Source organism: Leisingera aquaemixtae, from assembly GCF_001458395.1.
GTDB classification, from domain to species: domain Bacteria; phylum Pseudomonadota; class Alphaproteobacteria; order Rhodobacterales; family Rhodobacteraceae; genus Leisingera; species Leisingera aquaemixtae.
This window is the reverse complement of sequence record NZ_CYSR01000002.1, coordinates 66,910-89,321: the sequence shown is the minus strand read 5'-3', so window position 1 is coordinate 89,321 and position 22,412 is coordinate 66,910. Positions and strand designations below refer to the sequence as shown.

The window sequence follows — 22,412 nt, the reverse complement described above, 5'->3', positions numbered from 1 at the left end:
ACTTCCAGCACCTGCAAACCGCGGGCCCGGCCCTTTCTATTCGTCCGGCACGTAAAGCTGGGAGAACGCGATGCGGACTGCCACCGTCGCCTCCTCCCGGCGTTTTTCGATATGGCTGCGCATGGCCGCCGCTGCGGCCTGCGGGTCGCGGGCGGCGATGCCTTCGGCAATCTGCCGGTGCGCCGAGGTGTCCCCCGGCGCCCTGCCCCCGGCCCGGTCGCCCATGCGCTTGAGGTCAATAAGCCGGATATAGCGGATGCGGCCGTTGAGGTTGTTGAGGATGCGCTGCAGCTCACTGTTGCCGGAGAGCTGTGCGATGCGGGCGTGGAAGCTTTCATCCATCGCCAGAAGCGCCTCCGGGCCGGTGGCGCTTTCGTACTCCGGCTCCATCCGGTCCAGGTCATCCGCCAGCGCCGCGATATCCTCGTCCGAAGCCCGGGCACAGGCCAGCCGGGCGGCCTCGCACTCCACCGCCACCCGGGTTTCGTACAGGTCCATGATATAACTGGGGGTCAGCGGGCGGCAGAAGAAGCCGCGGTTGTTCTGGAAGGTCAGGAAGCCTTCGGCCACCAGCCGGTTCAGCGCCTCGCGCAGCGGTGTGCGGCTGGCGCCCAGCACCTCGGACAGCGCGCTTTCGTTGATCCGCTGATCCGGCTTGAAGGCAAAATCCGCCGCCATCCGGCGCAGGGCTTCGTATACCCGCTCCACATTGCTTTCCCGTTTGGCCATGTTCCCGCCGTTCGTTCAATCCGCCGTGCAGAGTACGGCAGCGGCCGGCTTCGCGCAAGATTGAGTTCGGAGCTGCATACAGTTAGCGCGCCGTTCAAAACAGGCGGTCTGAGCCGCTGCCGGACGGCGGCGCGGACGTCCGGGTCTCAGGACAGGAAAGTGACCCCGGGCATCCGGCGGATCAGTTCGGTGTCGGCCATGTAGGTCTCCCCCATCGCATCCACCAGCGGCTGCGACCAGCCCGGCAGGTCGATCTCCTCCTCCACTGCCTCCTCGGAATGGAAGTACGTCAGGAACAGCTCATGCACCCGCTCCCGCTGCTCTTGGGACAGGCCGGGGCGGCTGGCGAGATAGGCCTCCAGCCGTTCGTACCCCTGCTCGGAGATGATGCCGCGGGTGATGTCCAGCGCGCCGCTGAAGCGAAAACTGCTGCCAAGGCCGGTCACATGGCCCAGGATGCCGGGCCAGATCACCGGGGTTTCCTCATTGCACCAGACGGTCAGGCGGCAGCCGGGATTGTGCTCCAGAATGTCAGTAACGACATCGGACCAGCGCAGGTTCAGGAAATCCGTGCGCCCGGCGAATTGCTCCCATGTTCTGCCAGACTGCGACCGGAACACCGGTCCGATCAGCGTGGCCGGGTCGCGCAGGCCCAGGAAAAACTCGCACGGGTTGCCGGGAAACGCGTGCCGCAGGGCGGCGGTGTTCTTGCCAGCGTTGCGGAACAGGCGGCCGCCGCTGAGCATCCAGCCGGGCATCCCCAGAAAGGCCGAGTTGGTCAGGATGAGGCGGGACACGTCCTGATCCTTGACGATCGAGGCCAGCAGCGCCTCACGCTCCTGATCCGTCACCGGCCCCCTGTCCTGCTTGTGCATCAGCTTGGTGACGGCGGTCACATAGGTGCCCGGACGGCGGATCAGCACGCCGCGGTCCAGCAGCGGCTGCGCATCCTTGCGCAGCGACCAGGTCAGCTGGCCGTTGTCGGTATTGGGGGCCCCGATGTGAAAGGCGAGGGTAATGTCCCGCATGGTGCTGTCTGCCTGGTTCATTGTCCTGTCCGACCGCATTCCGGTGTCCTTTTCGCGGCGCCGGCCCGGTCCGGCCTGCTGCACCGCTGTGTGCGCGGGTTAGAGCCGCGCCTTCAACCGGCGGAAGAACCGGTCGTCCCGCTGGCGCAGAATATAGTCGCAGACCCGCTGCGCAAGCCGGGGATGGCCGCGGTCCAGCGCCAGGTTTGCCAGCTCCCGCTGGAAGCGGGGAAAGCTGTGCCGCCTGCGCAGCAAGCGGTGGAACTGGTGCGCTGTCAGCCCGCCTGTGATGGCATCGCGGGCAATCTCCTGCAGGATGCCCATCTGCTGCAGCGAAGAGCCCAGCCGGTGCCCCAGCAGCGGACAGCGCCACAGCCTGACATTTGCCCCGGTGAAGCGGGCGGCATGGGCCGCGTCCGGCGCCACATAGGGATCGAACATGATATGCACCTCGCCCGCCGCCTGACTGGCCTGCGCGGCGTCCCCGAAGGGCCCGGAGAAATCCCGGTCCCAGACCTTCTTGTAGCGTATCTCCCAAGGCACCAGCGTCTTGTCGAGGGTGGATTGCGGGCTGATTGCAAACACGGTGGCCCCCGGCGCCGCGGCAGCATAGGCCGCCGCCGCATAGCCGCCCATCGAGGCGCCGTAGAACACCACCCGGGAAAACTGCGTGAAAAAACCGCTGTCGCGCAGCGCCTCGAACTTGCGGGTGACTTCGGGGTGCCGGAACCAGGTCCAGCCATTGGCCATCACCCCCAGCATCGACCAGCCCTGCGCCTCGATAAAGCCAAACCCCCAAGGCCGCCGGTCATCCCGCTTGGTCATTGCGATGTCGAGGTTGTCGAAGGTGACCACCAGCGTCTTGCCGCGCGGCATGAACAAAAAGGAATGCTCCTCCAGCGCGTCAAAGAAACCTTCCTTGCCGGCCAGCTGGCGGGCTACCCGAGACCACTCGCCCGAGGGCGGCAGCACCTCCTGCGGTTCGGCAGAGAGTATGGCCAGGCCGTTCCTGCCCGTTTCCGGCGGCAGCAGCGTGTTGCAGCTGCCATAGGCCTTGAGGAACGGGTAGCTGCCAGACCCCTTGCGGATCTCGATCACCAGGCGGCTGAGCGGGTGCAGCGCGCGGTCCAGCAGCGGTTTGAAATTCTGAATCTTGTGGCGGGCACCAAAACCGTTGAGCGCCAGGATCACGTCATAGCTGCCCGGCCTGCGCGCCGTGTCCGCAACCCGGATCGCGTCCCGGTCCACTCCGGCCTGTTCAAGCCGGGCCAGCCAGCCCTGAACCGCCGCATCATCCGGTGCCTTCGGCGTGCCTTTGCGGTCCAGGCTGACAAAATCAATGCTGCAGCCGTAGCGCTGATAGAGCAGAATACACAGCTCAGGAGCCTGGCCGTTGACGTCGGCGACGGTGCGGACTTCATCCGCATCCAGTGCCGGCGGAACCGCCTTGAAGTCTAAATCTTCACCAAACATATGCTGTCCACTGCCCCATGGGCCTGCCGTCCCTGGCTCCGCTTGGCATCTTCCAGCCGGCGGCGGCCGCCAGCATGGGAACCGGGAGGTTTGCCTGCCTCCCGCCATATCCGAAAAAAGTTAAGAACCGGATACCGCTCACGCCTCCAGCCCGCGGCGGGTCAGAACGGTGGAGTATTTTCCGTGCTTTGCCAGCACCTCGACAGCGCCGAAGCTTTTCATCGCGCCGATGCCGCCGGAGCCTTTGCGGATGTCCAGCACGATACCGCCGCCCTTGCTGATCTGATTGCGGAACAGATCCTCGTAAGTGCCGACAGGGTAATGGAAACCGCAGGACGCCAGGCTGATGACCAGATCAAAGCTTCCCAGCGCCGCGGTGTCTTCGGTGTTGGGATTGAGGGTGGTGATCTTCTCCGCCGGAACGCCGTTCTTCTCAAGAAACGCACGGGCGGTTTCCAGACTGGTATAGCCTGCCCCTTCGCCCTGAAAGCCGAAATGGCGGCCATTGCCGTCTTCGATGTCGATCAGCACGATTTCGCAGCCATAGCGGCGATGCAGCAGAAGGCTGGCAAACGCATAGCCGCAGCCGATGTCGGCGGCCCGCTTGGGCGCGATGGCATCGGTGGCGGGAAAAAAGAAGCTGCATTCCCGTTCTGCAATCCGGATCGAACGTTGCAGGATACGGTCCCGCTGCGCCCGGGCTTCCGCCAGCAGGAGCGCTTCGTCGCCTGCCATCCAGTCCCTGATGGTCTGGCCGGAGCGTGCCAGCTCGGAGCGCTGCAGCAGAATGTTGGCCGCATCCCGGTCGCTGAACATCGAAAAGTCCAGGGTGGCGGGGTCCATCGCATCTGCACTGGCCTCCTCCGGGTCGGGGGCGGGCTGCAGCAGGTGGCGGGTTTTTTCCGCGTCAATCCGGTGCTTGGCCAGCAGTTCGTGCACATAACACCCCTCGGCCGGCACGCCGCCGTATTTGGCGGCGATATTGCGGAAGCGGCGGCCCCAGAAGTGGATCGAGAGGGTATCGCTGCGGATGTGCTCCCGCGCCTGGTTCGGGCGGTTCGGGTTCAGCACCACGCCTGCCCGCTTGAACGGCACCGGATAGATCACATGGCCCGGGCGGGAATGAGAGATTTCCCCGGTTTCCTGCAAGAACCAGGTCAGCGCATCCGGCCCCCAGACACCCCAGGGCAGCAGCGAGACGTGAACCCCCTGCCCGGCGTCCTTGAGCGCCTGCAGCTCAGCCTGTTTCTGCGCGCTGTACCAAGGCGGGATGGGGTATTCGTCGCTGGTGAACCGCAGCATCGCCTTGAGCGTCTTGGAAGTTTTGGGCAGCCGCAGCACGCCATTATTGACCATCGGCTTGTTGTCGGAGATCCAGCCGTGGAAATGCTTGCCCTTGATGTCCCAGGGCTGGCAGCAATAGGCATCGGTGTCGGCCCAGATATAATCGGTCTGGCGCAGCATATGCAGCCGGAAGATATCGGCGTGATAGGCCGGGCTGCCGGTCTTGGCGTGGCGGATGATGCGCTCAGCGGGCAAGATGGCGCTGGCATCAGCCATCTGCACGCCATCGGGCACACCTTTGACCCCCTCATAGGTGAACAGGATCACCTCATGCCCATTGTCCAGAAAGGACTGCAGGCAGAGCTGTTCGAGCCAGCTGAGCTCAGCGCCCACCCAAAGTGACGCAATGGCCGGAAGTGCCATGATACCTGCCCCTTATAAAACCTGATACGCTGGCCGCTTAACCGCGCCTTATTGTTACCGAAAATTACCCCGCCGCCAGAAGGCCTGTCAATCTGCCGGGGCCGCAAGGCCTAATGTGTGGTTTCCCCGCGCGCCACCGTGAACCAGAAGTCGCTGTCTGGATCCTTCCCGGCGATCTCGTCCGGGATCACGCCGGGGCCGCTAAGGAAAACGTTGGCGCCGAAATGCGCGTGCATCCGCGACAGCTTGCGCAGCTTGTCCCCGGTCAGTTCGCGGAACAGCTCCTGCATGTCATCCCGGGTCTTCAGCTCTTCGATCTTCTCCCGGTGCTTGCGGCAGGCGTATTCATGCGCCGCCGCGATCTCCGGATCCGCCAGCAGCCGCGCCATCTCCGCCTCCAGCGCCGGGATCATGCGCTGGATCGAGCGCTCCTCCTCGGCGTTGTTGTTCATCCGAAACCAGTAGGACAGCCCCTGGTCGCGGTCGACATGGTTGACCCGGCCGCGGTCGCGCTTGACCAGAAAGCTTTCGGCGCTGCGCACCGCATAGTGATTGAGCTGCACCAGGTCATAGCCATAGGTGCTCATCGACGAGCGCCAGCCGTTGCGGAACATCTCGCGCGGCATGTCCCGGCCGGAGCCGTTGATCCAGCGGATGTCCTCCCACAGCTGCGGCTTCAGCCCCTTGGGCCGGTGGACCCCCAGTTTCTTGAAGATGCCAGTGTTGCGGAACAGCGTCTTGAAGCCCCAGGCCTGATGCGGCTTGCGGGTCACCTCAAAGGCGCAGCGGGTGAAATCGCGCAGGATCAGACCGCCGGTGAAATCGCGCACGTCGTTATTGCCGAACAGCCGCCAGGTCATCGAGATCATGTTGGCATCGCCCGCCGCCGCGAACAGGTCGGCCAGCCGCCCCTCCCCGCATTTGATGTTGATGAATTCATCCACATCCATGCAGACCAGCCAGTCGGCGGTCTTGATAACCGCTTCATCCTCCGCCGCCTGCAGGGCCGCGTGCTGCGGTTTCAGGCCGGAGCCCTGGAACGGATTTGCGCGGTGCTGCACAAGGCCCTTCTCCTGCAGCATCTGCAGCATGGTGTCGGTGCCGTCGGTGCAGTCGTTGGTGTAGATCAGGAAATCATCCACCCCGATCACCCGGTGATAGGCCAGCCATTCCAGGATGAACGGACCCTCATTCTTCATGGTGGTGACGATCGCGGTCCTGGGTTTGCCGCCGCTGCGCTTGACCGCCTGTTCTTCAGGGATGCGCACGGGGTTGGCGCCAAAGTACCCCGTGGCCAGCTCCAGCAGGTCCGGGGTTTCCACCAGGCTGGTTTTCGGCACGATCCTGGACACCGTTTCGGTGGGATGGCGCAGCGCCATGCAGCGGTAGAACCGGAGGCCGTCCGCGGGATCCGGCACGGCCCCCACAACCCGGATCAGGCGCCAGACGCAGTTCGCTGCGGCCTTGGCCGGGGCCAGGCACCAGCGGGGGCGCGCACCAGCGGCGTCAAACTGGGTGCAGATATGGTCCGCGAACGAAGCCTCGCTGTCCTTGCGCACCCGCCAGGGGTAGGCCTGCACCCCGCCCAGCCGCACACAGCCGCTGGGGGCCTCCGCCGCGCGGTCAAAGACACTGGGGCCGCTGCTGGGGGCCAGCAGATCAAACAAGTCGATATTGGCCACCGCCCGGGCCCGTGCCAGAAAGCGCGCGCGCAGGATCTCGTAGATCAGGAATTCCCCCAGCGGCGCGCGCCAGGGATCTGCGGGCGGAACCTCCATCCGGTCCTTGCCCGGCGCACCCGGCACATTGAAGGGGTGCGCCTCCTCTGGCAGTCCGTCCTTGCCCAGGGGCAGTTTGGAATGCACCACCACAACCCGCTGCAGCCCCTTGATGCCCGCCGCCTGCTCCCGCAGGGCCTGAATGAACAGCCGGCTCTCCTGCGGCGGCGCCCGGTCGAGGATGACCGCGCCTTGCAGGCCATGCTGCACCGCGTGAAACCGCAGCCATTCCACTGCCGTCTGCACCGTTTCGCCATTGCGCACCGCGGCCAGCACATTCAGGCCCGCAAACAGCTCCGTCTCATCCGGGTGCAGGCCGGTTTCAAACCGCGTGCCGTCAACGGAAACCGCAAGCGGGCTGCGCCCGTCCTGGATCTCCACGTCCAGAACAGGTGCCCCGCCAAAGTTGTGCAGGATCGTTTTGCCGGACCCGGAAGGTATTCCAAGCGCCTGCGGCGGCGTGCCGGATTTGAAAAACAGCCGGGCAAGGCGGCCCTTGCCTCCGGGCATGTCTACCGCGTCCAGCAACACAGCCCCCTGCAAGGACAACGCGCAAAGCTCGCGTTCAAGGATCCTGCTGTCGGGCTTCCCGGTTTCTGGACTGGACATACTGCTGCTTCACATTGGGGCATTATTGGCCCCGGAAGCCGCGCCCCGGGGCATCTGCGCTTATAACCGGCCCGCCAATGTGCCGGAACCGGGAAACGCTGCAGCCCGCCGCCAAAGCCGCCGGCCGCTGATATTCCAGCAACAGACCAGCCAGGCACAGCGCCGCACCGGGCTGCGAAGGGGGGTATGATTTTCTTGAAAAGTTGGTGCGGTCGAGAAGACTCGAACTTCCACTCCGGTTAAGGAACAGCGACCTCAACGCTGCGCGTCTACCAATTCCGCCACGACCGCACTGTCTTAGGCTTGGTGTAGGGGCGTATAGACCAGCGCGGAAGCGATGTGAAGACGAAAATCGCCTTTTCGCCGCAGAATGTTCGCCGCCGCTGCGCGCCCCGCCTAAGTGCAGGAAAACAGACTTATAACCGCGCTGCCCTTGCTGTTTTCCGGGCCCCCGCCGCCGGTCAATTGGCCTTGGCAGCCGACTCGCGGCGCAAGCCTGTCTCTCCGGGTGAGCGGCCGCAAGAGGCCGGCAGCGGGCCCTGATTCACCAGTGGCACAGCTGTCGGCCTTTAGCGCTGCGAAGGCAGGACGCCTCCCCGCCTCAATCAGAGGAGAAGGAGGGCAGCGCCGCCGCGCCGCTGGAGGCCTGGACCGGCTGCACCCGGCCGCCCGCCAGCTTGGCCGATGCCGCCTTGATCAGCTCTGGTCGTCCGGGCTGTCCGGGGGCAAACACCGGCGCGGTGCCGCCTTCCAGCGAGATTACCGCCATGCTGTACCACTCCTGCGCCTTTTCGGCTGCGTTCGGGGCGCCGAAGCCCAGCGCCAGGTGGTGGCCGATCAGCTCCGCGTAGGGGCGCTTGCCGATGCCGGTCAGGATCAATGCGGCGCCCAGCGCCACCTCCATGTCGTCGCGGCGGTAGCCGGAGAACAGGCAGATCCCGGCGGTATTGGCCAGCTGCTCCAGCGACATGCCGGATTGCAGCACGAATTTCTGCACATCGCCCATCACCTCGCCGCTGCCTGCGGTGCCAAGCTTGGCCAGGAACGGCTGCACCGCCGGGCCGAAGGCATCGCACTGGCTGTCGATCTGCGCTTGGGTCACGCCCTTGACCTTGCCGGCCTGCGTCTCCCCTGCGTTGATGGCATAGGTCCGGGCCAGGCAGAACTGCTCGCCCAGCGCCAGTTCCGGGTCGGTCATGCTGTCCGCCGTCATGAAGCCGCCGTTGGAGCTGGTCAGCAGGCTGACCTTGCTGCAATAGCTGGTGAGCGAGGCGCTTTCCTTGGGCTGATCAAACAGGGTGATCCCGCCCAGCGGCACGCTTGGCTGTGCGGCAGCGGCGGTCACCGTGCTGCGGGTCTCCTGCGCGGCCTGCACCGGGGCTTCGGTGCCGGCATCCAGGATGCGGCAGGTGCCCTGGCTGCAGGCAAAGCTGGCGGGCGTCACGCCGCGCGCCAGGAAGTCGTTGCGCTGATACCCCTGCGGGGTCGAGGCAAAGACCATCACCGAACAGTTGGAGGCACCGCACCAGAACGAGCTGCCGGAGACCGAGGTGTCCAGCACGTAGTCGTTGCGGCCGTCGCCGTTCAGATCTGCCAGCTGCATGAAGCCGGTGCGCTGCAACAGCTGCTCGCCCGAGGGTTCGGAGCTGGCGGCGACCTCATCCACCGCATGGCTGACTTCCGGCGGCAGACCGCCGTAGGTGTTGCCGCCATAGCTGCTGCCGGCGGTGCGCAGGCCCGCCGCCTCATCGCGCCAGCCGTGCAGCAGGCCGCGCACGCCCTGCGGGCCCTGCATCGCCTTGATCACCTGCGGGCCGCCGATCTGCGCGCGGTTATAGGAGCTGACAAGGAAGTTGCGCTCATACGGAGCCAGATGGCCGGTCGCCGGATAGCCCATGTGGATCTGATACTGGGTGATCGCCGCACGCGACCGGCGGCCCAGAACCCCGTCGGCAGAGCCAGCATTGAAGCCGAAATAGTTGAGCGCGGTCTGGGTCTCGCGGTTTTCAGTCCGCGCGGCGGAATAGGCCGGCGCCCGGCGGTAGGTCCGGGCAGTGCTGCGCTGGCGCTGTTTATTCTTGTGAATTTCATTGACGATAACACCGCCAATGACGCCCCCGACAATTGCGGCGCCCAATTCGTCCGCGATGGCAGGGCCCGTGGCCGAGGTTGCCAAAAATGCGGCCGCCAAGGCCGGCTTGAGCGGCTTGGTAAACATGATACTCGCCCCCTATGGATACTCGTTACGGAATCAGGATACTCCACAGGCAGCGCCTGCACCTAGGGGTTTTCCGGCCGATTTGCCGGCCTGCGCCTTGCGCACGGATGGAAAAGGACAGTTTCGGCCATGGTTGAGTGGATCACAGCAGACGGTCTTGTCGAGTATGATCAAGCGGTTGCCTTCATGGAAGCGCGCGCCGCGGCAATTGCTGCGGGAACGGCGGAGGAGTGCATCTGGCTGGTCGAGCATCCGCCGCTTTATACCGCCGGCACCTCGGCCAAGCGCGAAGACCTGACCGATCCGGACCGTTTCCCGGTCTATGAGAGCAAGCGCGGCGGCCAGTACACCTATCACGGGCCGGGGCAGCGGGTGGTCTATGTGATGCTGAACGTCGGCCAGCGCGGCCACGATGTGCGCCGGTTCGTGGAGCAGCTGGAAAGCTGGGTGATCGCCGCACTCGACGAATTCAACATCAAGGGCCACATCCGCGAGGGCCGGGTTGGCGTCTGGGTGGAACGCCCTGACAAGCCGCGCACCGTCTCGGGCGGTATGGCAGAAGACAAGATCGCGGCCATCGGCATCCGCCTGCGCAAATGGGTGAGCTTTCACGGCATCTCGATCAACGTCGAGCCGGAGCTGGAGCATTTCACCGGAATCGTGCCCTGCGGGATCACCGAATACGGGGTCACCAGCCTGGTCGACCTGGGCCTGCCGGTCACTTTGGCGGATGTGGATGTCGCCCTTAGACGCAGCTTTGCGCAGGTGTTCGGAGGCTAGGAAGCGTCCGGAGCCGCTGCGGCGCAGTCCTGCAGGGCCGTCAGAACCAGCTCCGGAAAGGTGTAGAACACCAGCGCGCCCGCTTCCTGGCTGACGCACAGCTGGGCGCCGCCAAGCCCGTTCAGCGCATCCCGCACGTCACGCAGCGGCGCCACGTGATCCTCGCCGCCATGCAGGAAGACCGCCCGCGTCCCGCGCGGCAGCGGCAGTTTGGGGACGCCCCGCCGCATCATTTGCACATCCGTCAGGAACCCGGCCCCGCCCTGCTGCAGGAACAGGGCCTGGCTCTGCTGCAGCAGCGGCAGCAGAGCCATTTTTTGCAGCAGCGCCCTTTCGCGGCTGCCGCGGGCGGTCTGGAACCGCAGCAGCGCCTTGGGGCCGTACCAGCGCAGCGCCGCGGACCAGCCCTTCATCAGCACCGGCAGCAGCCAGTTGGCCCGCGCGGCGCAGGCGGCGGCAAGCCAGGCATACCCCCGCAGCCCGGAAAACTGCCGCGTCGAGGTGATGGAGCAATTCGGCGCCACCGCCACCAGCCCGGCGATCCGCTGATGCAGGCGGTTGGCGGCGCGGCAGCCGTAAAGCGCGCCGCCGCGGTGGCTCAGCAGCACCGGGCGCTGCAGGTTTTCGCGGTGCATCAGCCCCTCCAGCTGCCGCACAAAAGCGTCCGCCGGATCCTGCCCGCGCGGCAGCGGCGCTGAGCCGCCGTAGCCGGCCCGCATCGGCGCATAGACCCGGAACCCAAGCATCCGTAGCTGCGGCTGCAGCCGCTGCAGCGGCGCGATGCCGTCCAGCAGCCCGTGCACGAAGACCACCGGCTGGCCGGTTTCCGACCCCAGCCGGAAATACTGGCAGCGCAGCCCGCTCGTGTCCTGGAACTCCTCCGCAGGCGGCAGCAGTTCTCCGCGCGCAATCTTCAGATCCCGGGTGTATTCGGTCATCAGGAAGGCGGTCAGCCGGATCAGCTCCGCCGCGCCCGGCGCCCCGGCCCGTGCGGCGGCCTGCTGCAGCCCGCCTGCCACCCTGCCGCCGGGGCCGCTCAGCACCGCCTTCAGCGGCTTGAGGTCAGCTTTGCGCAGGCCAAAGGCCGCAGCAACCTGGCCCGCGGCTTCGCCGTTCCATTCCCACTCCAGAAGCTCCGCCATCACCGCCACCGCCGTGCCGCCTGCCGTGTCCAGCCGGACCGGGCGGCACAGAAAACGCTCGCCGGGGCGGCGGGTACGCAGCACCAGAACGTCCTGCCACGAGAACGCCCCCTGGCGCACCTGCTTCAGAAAGGTATGCCAGCGGCCGGCAGCCGCCCGGGTCAGCCCCATGGCTGCGGCAAGACCGCCGCGGCCCTCGATTTGCCCCGCCGCCCGCTGCGAAGCATTGAGCAGCCTGCCGCCGGTCCCGGTTCCGGTCCCGGCGAGCAGCCAGAACCGGCTCCCCATACTGCAGCAGCTGCTGGGGTGCGGCCGCCCGGCCTGCTCCCATTGCTGTTCCTGAATCTCCGCGGCGCGGGCAAAATGCGCCCGCAGCACCGGTGCCCCCCGCGGGCGCTGCGGCACCTGGCCGCCCGCGGCGGCCTGCCCTGCCGCCGGCGGCCCGGAGAAAAACCGGTCGAACTGCTCCGGCCGGATCATGGTCTCGTAAATTGCGGCGGCGACCTGCTCCTGGGACATGGCCTGCGCGCGGTACAAGAGCGTCACGGCGCCCCTCCAATACTGCTATCCGGGCCAAAGAGACCGCGCGCGCCGCAAGCATAGGACAGCGTGCAGGCGCAGCGGCCCGCACGGTTCAGGCAGTCAGCCTGTCATTCATGAAAACCCGGCATTTGCGCCCCTGACAGAGCAGCCAATTGGTGCCGGACCACCCCAATTCTAGGGACCCTATACGCTTGGGCGCGTGCGCCCTCTCTGACTTACAACCAATCTGGGAAACAGCTATGATCAAATTCAACTGAAATTCAACATTTAATTCAAATGCGCTCAGCCGCGGATGATCTCACGGAAGAATTCGCTGTGAAAACGCCGCCTGAACCGGCGGCGTTCCCAAGGCATTGCGCGGGCGGCAGCCGTCAGTTTCGGCCAAGAGCCGCGCGAATCTTCTCTGCCTGGGCCTGGATCTGATCCATATCGCCCATCTGCCCGGGCGGGCGCAGCCGGTCGCCCTCCTGGCGCGGCAGCACGTGCATATGCAGGTGAAAGACCTCCTGCCCGCCGGCCGCCTCGTTGAACTGCTGCACGGTGACGCCATCGGCGCCCAGCCCCTTGATCACCGCATGGGAGAGTTTCTGCACCGTCTGCATCACCGCTGCCATCTGCGCCGGGCTGGCATCCAGCAGGTTGCGGCAGGGCGTTTTCGGAATCACCAAGAGATGCCCGTCCGCCCGCGGCATGATATCCATGAAGGCCAGCGTCTCATCGTCCTCATAAACGCGGGTTGAGGGGATCTCGCCGCGCAAGAGCTTGGCAAAGATGTTGTCGGGATCATATGCGGGCATGCGCCTGGCCTCCTTCTCTGGCTGTTCCCGGTTGTGCGCGCGCCCGGACGCCAGGTCAAGCGCTCGCGGCCCCGGCCGCAGCCTGCGGATTCAAGGCCCTGCGGCAATAAATCTTGATCCAGATCAAACTCCGCCATTGAAGGCGCCGGCCGGCCATTCTAATACTCCCAAGGAATCCAGGCCGCCCGGAGTCCGTCTCCGGGGGCCTTTCGTTATGCAGCAGGAGGCACCTAAATGGCAGACGCAGCCATTCATGGTCACGGCCACGAGGACGAGCGGAGTTTTTTCACCCGCTGGTTCATGAGCACGAACCATAAGGATATCGGCATTCTTTACCTGATCGTTTCGGCGATCGCAGGTCTCATCTCCGTCATCTTCACCGTCTACATGCGGCTTGAACTGATGGACCCCGGCGTTCAGTACATGTGCCTGGAGGGTGCGCGCATGTTTGCCGACGCCTCCGCGGAATGTACTCCGAACGGCCATCTCTGGAACGTGATGATCACCGCTCACGGCATCCTGATGATGTTCTTCGTGGTGATCCCGGCGCTGTTCGGCGGTTTCGGCAACTACTTCATGCCGCTGCAGATCGGCGCGCCGGACATGGCGTTCCCGCGCATGAACAACCTGTCGTTCTGGATGTATGTCGCAGGCACCTCGCTGGCGGTTCTCTCGGTTGTCTCCCCGGGCGGCAATGACCAGCTGGGCTCCGGCGTCGGCTGGGTTCTGTACCCGCCGCTGTCGGTGAACGAGGGCGGCTACTCGATGGACCTGGCAATCTTTGCGGTTCACGTCTCGGGCGCGTCGTCGATCCTGGGTGCGATCAACATGATCACCACCTTCCTGAACATGCGCGCGCCGGGCATGACCCTGTTCAAGGTGCCGCTGTTTAGCTGGTCGATCTTCGTGACCGCCTGGCTGATCCTGCTGTCCCTGCCGGTTCTGGCCGGCGCCATCACCATGCTGCTGATGGACCGCAACTTCGGCTTCACCTTCTTTGACGCGGCAGGCGGCGGCGACCCGATCCTGTACCAGCACATCCTGTGGTTCTTCGGCCACCCGGAAGTGTACATCGTGATCCTGCCGGGCTTCGGCATCATCTCCCACGTCATCGCCACTTTCGCCCGCAAGCCGGTCTTCGGCTACCTGCCGATGGTCTGGGCGATCATCGCCATCGGCGTGCTGGGCTTTGTCGTGTGGGCGCACCACATGTACACCGTCGGCATGTCGCTGAACCAGCAGGCCTACTTCATGCTGGCCACCATGGTGATTGCGGTTCCGACCGGGGTTAAGGTGTTCTCCTGGATCGCCACCATGTGGGGCGGCTCCATCGAGTTCAAGGCACCGATGATGTTCGCCTTCGGCTTCCTGTTCCTGTTCACCGTCGGCGGTGTGACCGGCGTGGTGCTGTCGCAGGCGGCTGTCGACCGCGCCTATCACGACACCTACTATGTGGTTGCGCACTTCCACTACGTGATGTCGCTGGGTGCGGTGTTCGCGATCTTCGCAGGCGTGTACTTCTACTTTGGCAAGATGACCGGCCGCCAGTACAACGAGTTGGGCGCCCAGATCCACTTCTGGATGTTCTTCATCGGCGCCAACCTGACCTTCTTCCCCCAGCACTTCCTGGGCCGTCAGGGCATGCCGCGCCGGTACATCGACTATCCGGAGGGCTTCGCCTACTGGAACAAGATCTCCTCCTACGGCGCGTTCCTGTCCTTTGCATCGTTCCTGCTGTTCTTCGGCGTGGTGATCTATTCGCTGCTGCGCGGCGCCCGCGTCACCCAGAACAACTACTGGAACGAATACGCGGACACGCTGGAGTGGACCCTGCCCTCCCCGCCGCCGGAGCACACCTTTGAAATCCTGCCCAAGCAGGAAGACTGGGACCGCTCGCATTCGCACTAAGCGGCGTGAAGCAGTGACATCAGAAAAGGCCCCGAAGCATCCGCTTCGGGGCCTTTTTCCTGACGCCCGCCCGCGGTATCAAGGCAGTGGAAATCCGGACTTTCCGCCACATCATTAAGAATGAAGCTTCCGTCACAGCAGACGCTATCCGATGCCTTACAACTGGACCCGACCGCAAACCGGTGCCGAACGCGAGCTGCACCTCTGGCCGCATCAGTCGCTGCCGCCGCAGGGCTATGCCCGGTTCCTCGGCCTCACCGCCGCACTGATCTGCGTGCCGCTGATCCCGGTCCTGGGCTCCGTCCTACTGTGGGGGCTGCTGCCATTCCTGCTGCTTGCAGTGTTTGGCATGAAGTGGGCGCTAGACCGCAGCCGCCGCGACCACCAGATCCTGGAGGTGCTGACCATTGGCCCGCAGGATGCCCGGCTGGAGCGGATCAACCCGGACGGCAGGCGGCAAAGCTGGCACTGCAACCGTCACTGGGCGCGGGTCGAGATGCACGACCACGACGGCCCGGTGCCGCATTACGTCACCTTGCACGGCTGCGGCCGCGAGGTGGAGATTGGCGCCTTCCTGTCAGAGGAAGAGCGGGTCGCGCTTTACGGCGACCTCAAATCCGCCTTCACCCGCTGAGCCGCAAAAGAAAAGGCCCGCAATGCGGGCCTGCTCTCTTCATCTTTCCCGAAATACTCCCGCCGGAGGCCGCGCGCGCAAGCGCGCTCTCCCGGTCAGCAATCGCCTTTGCTGCAGAGCTGGTCCTTGACCATGGGCCCGGCTTTGCCGAAATCCATCTGGCCGGTGTATTTCGCCTTCAGCGCAGCCATCACCTTGCCCATGTCGCGAATCGATTCGGCGCCGGTTTCAGCCACAGCGGCCTTGACCGCATCCGCGGCTTCCTCGTCGCTCAGCTGCTGCGGCAGGAATTCCTCGATGACGGCAATCTCGCCCAGTTCCCGTTCCGCCAGGTCCAGCCGCCCGCCTTCCTCATAGGCGCGGGCGCTTTCCTTGCGCTGCTTGGTCATCTTGCCCAGGATGGCCAGAATTTCCTCATCGCCGATGCTGCTTTCCTCGCCATCGGCGCGGGCCGCAATCTCGCGGTCCTTGATGGCCGCATTGATCAGCCGCAGCGTGGCCAGCCGGTCGGCGGCCTTGTCTTTCATCGCCTGCTTCAGGGCCTGATTGACCCGTGTGCGCGTATCCATATTCAAAAGCATCCCCATGGTTGCCGGACACCGATGGTTATCCATTCTGCCGCCGCTGTGCAAGTTTACAGTAAATTTTCCATTCCGGACCCCGCGTCAGCCTGCCCGCCCCTTGCCGGGTTGACCCGCTGCCGCGCCCCCCTTACAAGCCCATGAATTTATCCCGCATGGAGACTCGCGCAATGGCCGCTTCCGCCCCGTCCAAGCCCACCGCATGCCTGGCGCTCGCTGATGGCACCGTCTTTTACGGCACCGGCTTCGGCGCCACCGGCGACACCGTGGCCGAGCTCTGCTTCAACACCGCGATGACCGGCTATCAGGAGATCATGACCGATCCCTCTTATGCGGGGCAGATCGTCACCTTCACCTTCCCTCACATCGGCAACACCGGCGTGACCCCGGAGGATGACGAGACCGCTGATCCGGTTGCCGCCGGCATGGTGGTGAAATGGGATCCGACCCTGGCCTCCAACTGGCGCGCCACCGAGGAGCTGAAGGACTGGCTCACCCGCACCGGCCGTATCGCCATCGGCGGCGTCGACACCCGCCGCCTGACCCGTGCGATCCGCCAGCAGGGCGCGCCGCATGTGGCGCTGGCGCATGACCCCGAAGGCAACTTCGACATTGAGGCGCTGGTCGCCAAGGCGCGCGCCTGGTCCGGCCTGGTGGGTCTGGACCTGGCCAAGGACGTGACCTGCGCGCAAAGCTACCGCTGGGACCAGATGCGCTGGGCCTGGCCCGACGGCTATGCCCGCCAGGAAGCCCCCAAGCACAAGGTTGTGGCGGTTGACTACGGCGCCAAGCGCAACATCCTGCGCTGTCTGGCCAGCGCGGGCTGCGACGTGACCGTGCTGCCCGCCACCGCCACCGCGGAAGAAGTGCTGGCCCACAACCCCGACGGCGTGTTCCTGTCCAATGGCCCGGGCGACCCGGCGGCCACCGGCGAATACGCGGTGCCGATGATCCAGGAAGTTCTGAAGGCAGACCTGCCGGTGTTCGGCATTTGCCTCGGTCACCAGATGCTGGCGCTGGCGCTGGGGGCAAAGACCGTCAAGATGAACCACGGCCACCACGGGGCCAACCATCCGGTCAAGGAGCACGCCACCGGCAAGGTCGAGATCACCTCGATGAACCATGGCTTTGCGGTGGACGCGCAAACCCTGCCCGAAGGCGTCGAAGAGACCCATGTGTCGCTGTTTGACGGCTCCAACTGCGGCATCCGGGTGTCCGGCCGTCCGGTGTATTCGGTGCAGCACCACCCCGAGGCCAGCCCCGGCCCGCAGGACAGCTTCTACCTGTTCGAGCGCTTTGCCGAGGCGATGGCCGAGCGCAAATCTGCGTAAAAAACCTGTTAACCACGCCGCCTGGCGGCATGGTTAACGCCGCGTTTACCGTTTTTTAAGCCGCCGCCGCCAGCCTGAGGGCCTGACGGGTTTATTGGTGCGGGCAGGCGATGGGTTATGTGTCACTACCGCTGCGGCAGGTCAGGCTGCCGCAGCCTGCGGGGAAGCTCTCTCCGGGTCCGCGGCAGCCGCTGGATGGCACCAGCATGATGCGCGCGCTGGTGCTGCGCCAGCACCAGAAGGCAGCGCTGGGACGGGTGCTGGTGGCCGAAGGGCTGGCCAGCGAGGAGCAGGTGCAGGACACGCTGGCGCGGCAGTACCGGATGCCCCGCGCCGATCTGGCCGGGCAGATTGCCAACACCCGGCTGCTGGCCCGCAAACCTGCCCAGTTCTGGCTGCGCCATTGCGCCCTGCCCTGGCTGCAGCTGGGCCAGACCGTCACCGTTGCCATTGCCCACCCCGACCGGTTCGAGGCGCTGCAGCGCGAACTTCAGGACAGCTTCAGCAGCATCACCCCGGTGCTGGCGGGCGAGGCGCAGATCACCGCCTTGCTCACCCGCCATTTCAGCCCCGCCCTGGTGCGCCAGGCCAGCAACAGTGTGGTGCCGCAGCTCAGCTGCCGCACCCTGCAGCCTGCCCGGGGCCGCGCTGTGGCAGCGGCCTGCGCCCTGCCCGCCCTGTACCTGTGCTGCACCGCCCCGGCGGCGCTGTTTACCGTCCTCAGCCTGCTGGCGCTTGCGTCAGTGCTGCTGTTCACGGCGCTGAAGGCCTGCGGGCTTGCGGCCTATTGGTCCGCCCGCGCCCGCCGCGGGCGTCCCGCCGCCGCCCCGCCGCCGCTGCCTGCCGCCCGCCCGCAGCACGGGCCGGACCTGCCAGTCATTTCGGTCATGGTCCCGCTCTACAAGGAGGCTGAGATCAGCCGAGCCCTCTTGTCGCGCATCCGCAAGCTCAGCTATCCCCGGGCTTTGACCGACGTTATCCTGGTGCTGGAAGAACACGACAGCGTCACCCGCATGGCGCTGAAGAACACCCGGCTGCCGCCCTGGATCCGGGTGGTGGAGGTTCCGGCCTTCGGCGGCCTGACCACCAAGCCGCGGGCGATGAACTATGCGCTGAACTTCTGCCGCGGCGCCATCATCGGCGTCTGGGACGCCGAAGACGCGCCAGACGCGGACCAGCTCGCCAAGGTTGCGCAGGCCTTTGCCCGGGCGGACAGCAAGACCGCCTGCGTTCAGGGTGTTCTCGACTATTACAACCCGCGCACCAACTGGATCTCGCGCTGCTTCACGCTGGAATACGGCAGCTGGTTCCGCATTGTCCTGCAGGGCATCTCCCGGCTTGGCCTGGTGGTGCCGCTGGGCGGCACCACCATGTTTGTCCGCCGCCATGTGCTGGAGGAGCTGGGCGGTTGGGACGCCCACAACGTGACCGAGGACGCCGACCTGGGCGTTCGCCTGTACCGCGCCGGCTACCGCACCGAAATGCTGCCCAGCGCCACTTATGAGGAGGCCAACTGCCGTCCCTGGCCCTGGGTCAAGCAGCGCTCGCGCTGGCTGAAGGGGTTCATGGTCACCTACCTGGTGCACATGCGCCGGCCGCTGCGGCTGCTGGGCGATCTCGGCTGGAAACGCTTTCTGGGGTTTCAGGCGTTCTTTCTAGGCACGCTGGGGCAATTCCTGTTTGCGCCGCTATTGTGGTCGTTCTGGCTGATTGCCCTGGGACTGCCGCATCCCAGCGAAGGCGCGGCACCGCCGTTTCTCCTGCCGCTGGCGGCGGCGGCGCTGGTGTTTTTCGAACTGCTGGGCGTGCTTATCTGCATCACCGCTGCCCGGGACATGGGCCGCCCCTGGCTGGCGGCCTGGGCGCCCGTGATGGTCCTGTATTTCCCGATGGGCGCCCTCGCCGCTGCCAAGGCGGCTTATGAGCTGGTGGCCCGCCCCTTCTTCTGGGACAAGACCGCCCACGGCGTCAAACCCAACGCCAAAACCGGTGCCAAACCGCGCCGGAAATCCCGGCTCGGGCGGTTCAGCCCCGCCCGCTGGCGTCTTGTTTCAGCCGGGTCATGAAGGCAATGGAAATGTGATCTTTCAGCGCCTGGCCCGCGGCATCCTCATCGCGGCGGCTGATCGCGTCGACAATCCCATTATGCTCGGACTGGGCAATCTCGCTGCGCCCTTCCGCCGCCAGCGAGGTGGTCGCCATCAGCGCCATGGTCCGGTGCACCAGGTCCAGCTGCTGCACCAGATACCGGTTGTGCGAGGCCAGGTGGATCTGCTCGTGAAAACGGCGGTTGGCCTTGGACAGCGCCGCCGGGTCGCCGATCAGCTGGTCATCCGCCTCGACCATTTCCTGCAGGACACGGATCTCTTCCTCGGTGGCATGGCGCGCCGCCAGCCGGGCCGCCAGGCCTTCCAGCTCGCGCCGCACCACATAGAGCTCCGCCATCTGGTTGTGGTCCAGCGACGCGACGATCAGCGACCGCCCGTCACGCTCCAGCAGCGATTGCGTCTCCAGCCGCTGCAGCGCCTCCCGGATCGGGGTGCGCGAGACGCCAAAGCGCTCGGCCAGGTCGCTCTCCACCAGCCGGTCGCCCGGTTTGTAGACCCCTGAGTCGATCGCTTCGAGGATCAGCGCATAGGCGTCTTTCTGGTTGCTGCGGCTCTGGTTCATTGTCGTTCCTGTTCATTCCGGTGCGCCAATCTCTACAGGCCAAGGGGCAGCAATCAACCCTGATGGCGCCAATGTGCTGAAAACCCGCAGGCAAAATGCGCTTTTGATTGCAATCGCGGCCATCGCGCCCTAATCCGGCGGCATGCCCAAACACGCTTTTTCCCATGTCTCGCAATGGGTGTTCGACCTCGACAACACCCTGTACCACCCGTCCGCGCGGCTGTTCGACCAGATCGAGGTCAAGATGACCGCTTATGTGATGGACGCCCTCAGGGTGGACCGGGCCGAGGCCGACCGCCTGCGCAGCCAGTACTGGCGCGAGCACGGCACCACGCTTGCGGGCCTCATGCGCGAGCATGATCTGGATCCGGACCCCTATCTTGTGGCGGTGCATGACATCTCGATGGACCACCTGGAAGAGGACGCGGACCTGGCCGCAGGCATCCGCAACCTGCCGGGCAAGAAGATCGTCTATACCAACGGCTCCGCCCCCTATGCCGAGCGGGTGCTGGCCGCCCGCGGGCTGTCGGGGCTGTTTGACGGCGTCTTTGGCGTCGAGCACGCGGACTACCACCCGAAACCGGAGCGGCGCGCCTTTGACAGGGTCTTTGCCCGCGCGGGCATCGCCCCGCAGCAGGCGGCGATGTTCGAGGATGATGCACGCAATCTCGCCGCTCCGCATGAAATGGGCATGCGCACGGTGCATGTGGCGCCAGAGCCCGTGGACGCCGCCCACATCCATCATCATTCGGATGATCTGGCCGGTTTTCTGGCACGGCTGATCTGATTTTCCGGCTCTGACTGCGGCGCGTGCAGGGGGCAATGCCCCGTTTCTGCATGTGCACAATCGCATACCGGCGAATCTTCGCACCTGCGGCAAAATATACCTGTTTGCCGCATGTTTTCCTCCCTATATGCGCCGCGTACCCAAACGTAGGAGCCCGACCGATGAGCGCATATGCCCTTCCCGCACAACTGACCCTGTGGCAGCGAATCCTGTTTGCCGTGCCGCTCCTGGGCCGGATGATCAAAGAGGTTGCCTACGGCCCGGCAGAGAACCTCTATTACGCCATCGCCACCTTCGTCAGCCTGTGGGGCTGCTCGATCCTGCTGTTCGGCATTCCCGGGCTGTATCTCCCGGCGCTGGCGATGGTGCCGGTGATCTTTACCCTGCTGATCACCATCACCCGCGGCTAAGCGCCCTATCTGCCGGTATCGGCTTGTCTTCCCCCGCTGTCCGGGCCTATTTCTGGCCCCAGAACGGAGGGCTGACGAGATGGCCGATACCTGCGATATCCTGATTTCCGGCGGCGGCATTGCGGGACTGACCGCAGCCGCCGCTTTTGCGTCCAGCGGCTTCAGCGTGATCTGCGCGGACCCCGCCCCGCCGGTAACCGACCGCGACGCCGAAGGATCCGATCTGCGCACCACCGCGTTTCTGCAGCCCGCGCAGGCCCTGCTGGACCGCTGCGGCATCTGGGCGCGGCTGGAAGAGCATGCGGCGCCCCTGCAGATCATGCGCATCGTCGATGCCGGCGGCGCCCGGCCCGAGCCGCGGGTGGTCAAGGATTTCAACGCCGCCGATATCTCCGACCAGCCGTTCGGATGGAACCTGCCGAACTGGCTGTTGCGGCGCGAGATGATTGCCCGGCTGGCGGAGCTGCCCAACGTCGACCTGCGCTTTGGCACCGGCACCACGGGCCTGTTCACCCGCACCGGTGAGGCGCGCGTCAGCCTCAGCGACGGCAGCCAGGTGACGGCGAAGCTGGTGGTGGCCTGCGACGGCCGCAACTCCCCGATGCGCGCGGCGGCGGGCATTCCGGTGAAAACCACCCGCTACGGGCAAAAGGCGCTGGCTTTTGCCGTCACCCACCCGTTGCCGCACGAGAATGTCTCCACCGAGATCCACCGCTCCGGCGGCCCGTTCACCCTGGTGCCGCTGCCCGACTACCAGGGGCAGCCGTCTTCGGCCATTGTCTGGATGGAGCGCGGGCCGCGCGCGCAGGAGCTGTTGAACCTGGACCCCGCAGCCTTCGAGGCCGCGATGACAGAGCGCAGCTGCGGCTTGTTCGGCGATCTGAAACTGGCCTCGCGCTGCACCATCTGGCCAATCATCAGCCAGTCCGCGGAGCGGCTGAACGGCGAGCGGCTGGCGCTGATGGCCGAGGCGGCCCATGTCGTGCCGCCGATCGGCGCGCAAGGCCTCAACATGTCGCTGGGCGATCTGCGCAGCCTGCTGGAGCTGGCCGAAGCCCGCCCCGAAGGCCTGGGCGATGCGCAGATGCTGGCGGCCTACCACAAGGCCCGCCACAACGAGATCCTGCTGCGGGTGAAGGGCATCGACCTGTTGAACCGGACCTCGATGCTGGCCCCGCGCCCGTTGCGCGACCTGCGCGCTTTTGGCCTCAACGCGCTGTATTCGCTGGCGCCGGTGCGCAAGACGCTGATGCAGATGGGGCTGGGCGTAAAGTAAAGTAAAGCGGC

General features: G+C 65.6%; 18 protein-coding genes and 1 tRNA gene. 8 read left to right on the top strand and 11 right to left on the bottom strand.

Features of this window, described 5'->3' with window-relative positions:
* Window positions 1-36: 36 nt before the first annotated feature.
* The 7 genes from PHA8399_RS00480 to PHA8399_RS00450 all read right to left on the bottom strand — a co-directional run bounded on the left by PHA8399_RS00480 (window position 37) and on the right by PHA8399_RS00450 (window position 9,542).
* Entirely contained in the window at window positions 37-729 is a 693-nt protein-coding gene (locus tag PHA8399_RS00480) for a GntR family transcriptional regulator (RefSeq protein WP_058284258.1), read from the bottom strand.
* A 146-nt stretch (window positions 730-875) separates the two neighbouring features.
* Window positions 876-1,778 (bottom strand): hypothetical protein, encoded by a 903-nt coding sequence (locus PHA8399_RS00475; protein WP_058284475.1) that lies wholly within the window; start codon window positions 1,776-1,778, stop codon window positions 876-878.
* A gap of 78 nt (window positions 1,779-1,856) precedes the next feature.
* A complete protein-coding gene (locus PHA8399_RS00470) occupies window positions 1,857-3,230 on the bottom strand; it encodes a hypothetical protein (protein WP_058284257.1) in 1,374 nt (457 codons plus the stop codon).
* A gap of 138 nt (window positions 3,231-3,368) precedes the next feature.
* Window positions 3,369-4,937: a class I SAM-dependent methyltransferase gene (locus tag PHA8399_RS00465; RefSeq protein ID WP_058284256.1), complete on the bottom strand. Its 1,569-nt coding sequence runs from the start codon at window positions 4,935-4,937 to the stop codon at window positions 3,369-3,371.
* 110 nt (window positions 4,938-5,047) lie between these two features.
* A complete protein-coding gene (locus PHA8399_RS00460; protein ID WP_058284255.1) occupies window positions 5,048-7,324 on the bottom strand; it encodes a glycosyltransferase family 2 protein in 2,277 nt (758 codons plus the stop codon).
* Window positions 7,325-7,528: 204 nt separating this feature from the next.
* A tRNA-Leu gene (locus tag PHA8399_RS00455) sits at window positions 7,529-7,615 on the bottom strand.
* Between the two features lie 310 nt (window positions 7,616-7,925).
* Window positions 7,926-9,542 carry a peptidoglycan-binding domain-containing protein gene (locus PHA8399_RS00450; RefSeq protein WP_058284254.1) on the bottom strand — a complete coding sequence of 539 codons (1,617 nt, stop codon included), beginning with the start codon at window positions 9,540-9,542 and terminating at the stop codon, window positions 7,926-7,928.
* 129 nt (window positions 9,543-9,671) lie between these two features.
* Here PHA8399_RS00450 and lipB point away from each other — a divergent pair, with 129 nt between their 5' ends.
* A complete protein-coding gene (lipB, locus tag PHA8399_RS00445) occupies window positions 9,672-10,322 on the top strand; it encodes a lipoyl(octanoyl) transferase LipB (RefSeq protein ID WP_058284253.1) in 651 nt (216 codons plus the stop codon).
* Here lipB and PHA8399_RS00440 read toward each other — a convergent pair.
* Together PHA8399_RS00440 and PHA8399_RS00435 are read right to left on the bottom strand one after the other, a co-directional pair.
* Entirely contained in the window at window positions 10,319-12,010 is a 1,692-nt protein-coding gene (locus PHA8399_RS00440; RefSeq protein WP_058284252.1) for an alpha/beta hydrolase, read from the bottom strand. The genes lipB and PHA8399_RS00440 overlap by 4 nt on opposite strands.
* A gap of 368 nt (window positions 12,011-12,378) precedes the next feature.
* Window positions 12,379-12,804, bottom strand: coding sequence for an HIT family protein (locus PHA8399_RS00435; protein ID WP_058284251.1), 426 nt, complete (start codon window positions 12,802-12,804; stop codon window positions 12,379-12,381).
* A gap of 234 nt (window positions 12,805-13,038) precedes the next feature.
* Here PHA8399_RS00435 and PHA8399_RS00430 point away from each other — a divergent pair, with 234 nt between their 5' ends.
* Together PHA8399_RS00430 and PHA8399_RS00425 are read left to right on the top strand one after the other, a co-directional pair.
* Window positions 13,039-14,712: a cytochrome c oxidase subunit I gene (locus PHA8399_RS00430; protein WP_008555249.1), complete on the top strand. Its 1,674-nt coding sequence runs from the start codon at window positions 13,039-13,041 to the stop codon at window positions 14,710-14,712.
* A gap of 151 nt (window positions 14,713-14,863) precedes the next feature.
* Window positions 14,864-15,346, top strand: a complete 483-nt coding sequence (locus tag PHA8399_RS00425; RefSeq protein WP_058284250.1) for a DUF2244 domain-containing protein — start codon at window positions 14,864-14,866, stop codon at window positions 15,344-15,346.
* 95 nt (window positions 15,347-15,441) lie between these two features.
* Here PHA8399_RS00425 and PHA8399_RS00420 read toward each other — a convergent pair whose 3' ends face one another.
* Window positions 15,442-15,915 carry a GatB/YqeY domain-containing protein gene (locus tag PHA8399_RS00420; protein WP_058284474.1) on the bottom strand — a complete coding sequence of 158 codons (474 nt, stop codon included), beginning with the start codon at window positions 15,913-15,915 and terminating at the stop codon, window positions 15,442-15,444.
* A gap of 182 nt (window positions 15,916-16,097) precedes the next feature.
* Here PHA8399_RS00420 and carA point away from each other — a divergent pair, with 182 nt between their 5' ends.
* Together carA and PHA8399_RS00410 are read left to right on the top strand one after the other, a co-directional pair.
* A complete protein-coding gene (gene carA, locus PHA8399_RS00415) occupies window positions 16,098-17,258 on the top strand; it encodes a glutamine-hydrolyzing carbamoyl-phosphate synthase small subunit (RefSeq protein WP_058284249.1) in 1,161 nt (386 codons plus the stop codon).
* Window positions 17,259-17,368: 110 nt separating this feature from the next.
* Window positions 17,369-19,324 carry a glycosyltransferase gene (locus PHA8399_RS00410; protein WP_058284248.1) on the top strand — a complete coding sequence of 652 codons (1,956 nt, stop codon included), beginning with the start codon at window positions 17,369-17,371 and terminating at the stop codon, window positions 19,322-19,324.
* Here PHA8399_RS00410 and PHA8399_RS00405 read toward each other — a convergent pair.
* Window positions 19,284-19,928, bottom strand: a complete 645-nt coding sequence (locus PHA8399_RS00405; protein WP_058284247.1) for a GntR family transcriptional regulator — start codon at window positions 19,926-19,928, stop codon at window positions 19,284-19,286. The two genes, PHA8399_RS00410 and PHA8399_RS00405, sit on opposite strands and share 41 nt — an antisense overlap.
* Window positions 19,929-20,070: 142 nt before the next feature.
* Between PHA8399_RS00405 and PHA8399_RS00400 the strand changes: the two genes are divergently transcribed.
* From PHA8399_RS00400 to PHA8399_RS00390, 3 genes are all read left to right on the top strand, one after another.
* On the top strand, window positions 20,071-20,715 hold the full coding sequence (locus PHA8399_RS00400) for a pyrimidine 5'-nucleotidase (RefSeq protein ID WP_058284246.1): 645 nt from the start codon (window positions 20,071-20,073) through the stop codon (window positions 20,713-20,715).
* 161 nt (window positions 20,716-20,876) lie between these two features.
* Window positions 20,877-21,125, top strand: coding sequence for a hypothetical protein (locus PHA8399_RS00395; protein ID WP_058284245.1), 249 nt, complete (start codon window positions 20,877-20,879; stop codon window positions 21,123-21,125).
* Window positions 21,126-21,204: 79 nt separating this feature from the next.
* Window positions 21,205-22,401 (top strand): UbiH/UbiF family hydroxylase, encoded by a 1,197-nt coding sequence (locus PHA8399_RS00390; RefSeq protein WP_058284244.1) that lies wholly within the window; start codon window positions 21,205-21,207, stop codon window positions 22,399-22,401.
* The last annotated feature ends 11 nt before the right edge of the window (window positions 22,402-22,412 follow it).

Bases quoted from the DNA above. Each gene is read 5' to 3' on its own strand.
- PHA8399_RS00475 (WP_058284475.1), bottom strand. From the start codon at position 1,778: ATGAACCAGGCAGACAGCACCATGCGGGACATTACCCTCGCCTTTCAC.
- PHA8399_RS00425 (WP_058284250.1), top strand. From the start codon at position 14,864: ATGCCTTACAACTGGACCCGACCGCAAACCGGTGCCGAACGCGAGCTG.
- PHA8399_RS00400 (WP_058284246.1), top strand. From the start codon at position 20,071: ATGCCCAAACACGCTTTTTCCCATGTCTCGCAATGGGTGTTCGACCTC.
- lipB (WP_058284253.1), top strand. From the start codon at position 9,672: ATGGTTGAGTGGATCACAGCAGACGGTCTTGTCGAGTATGATCAAGCG.
- PHA8399_RS00450 (WP_058284254.1), bottom strand. From the start codon at position 9,542: ATGTTTACCAAGCCGCTCAAGCCGGCCTTGGCGGCCGCATTTTTGGCA.
- PHA8399_RS00430 (WP_008555249.1), top strand. From the start codon at position 13,039: ATGGCAGACGCAGCCATTCATGGTCACGGCCACGAGGACGAGCGGAGT.
- PHA8399_RS00480 (WP_058284258.1), bottom strand. From the start codon at position 729: ATGGCCAAACGGGAAAGCAATGTGGAGCGGGTATACGAAGCCCTGCGC.
- PHA8399_RS00460 (WP_058284255.1), bottom strand. From the start codon at position 7,324: ATGTCCAGTCCAGAAACCGGGAAGCCCGACAGCAGGATCCTTGAACGC.
- PHA8399_RS00405 (WP_058284247.1), bottom strand. From the start codon at position 19,928: ATGAACCAGAGCCGCAGCAACCAGAAAGACGCCTATGCGCTGATCCTC.
- PHA8399_RS00410 (WP_058284248.1), top strand. From the start codon at position 17,369: ATGGGTTATGTGTCACTACCGCTGCGGCAGGTCAGGCTGCCGCAGCCT.
- carA (WP_058284249.1), top strand. From the start codon at position 16,098: ATGGCCGCTTCCGCCCCGTCCAAGCCCACCGCATGCCTGGCGCTCGCT.
- PHA8399_RS00390 (WP_058284244.1), top strand. From the start codon at position 21,205: ATGGCCGATACCTGCGATATCCTGATTTCCGGCGGCGGCATTGCGGGA.
- PHA8399_RS00465 (WP_058284256.1), bottom strand. From the start codon at position 4,937: ATGGCACTTCCGGCCATTGCGTCACTTTGGGTGGGCGCTGAGCTCAGC.
- PHA8399_RS00420 (WP_058284474.1), bottom strand. From the start codon at position 15,915: ATGGATACGCGCACACGGGTCAATCAGGCCCTGAAGCAGGCGATGAAA.
- PHA8399_RS00395 (WP_058284245.1), top strand. From the start codon at position 20,877: ATGAGCGCATATGCCCTTCCCGCACAACTGACCCTGTGGCAGCGAATC.
- PHA8399_RS00470 (WP_058284257.1), bottom strand. From the start codon at position 3,230: ATGTTTGGTGAAGATTTAGACTTCAAGGCGGTTCCGCCGGCACTGGAT.
- PHA8399_RS00435 (WP_058284251.1), bottom strand. From the start codon at position 12,804: ATGCCCGCATATGATCCCGACAACATCTTTGCCAAGCTCTTGCGCGGC.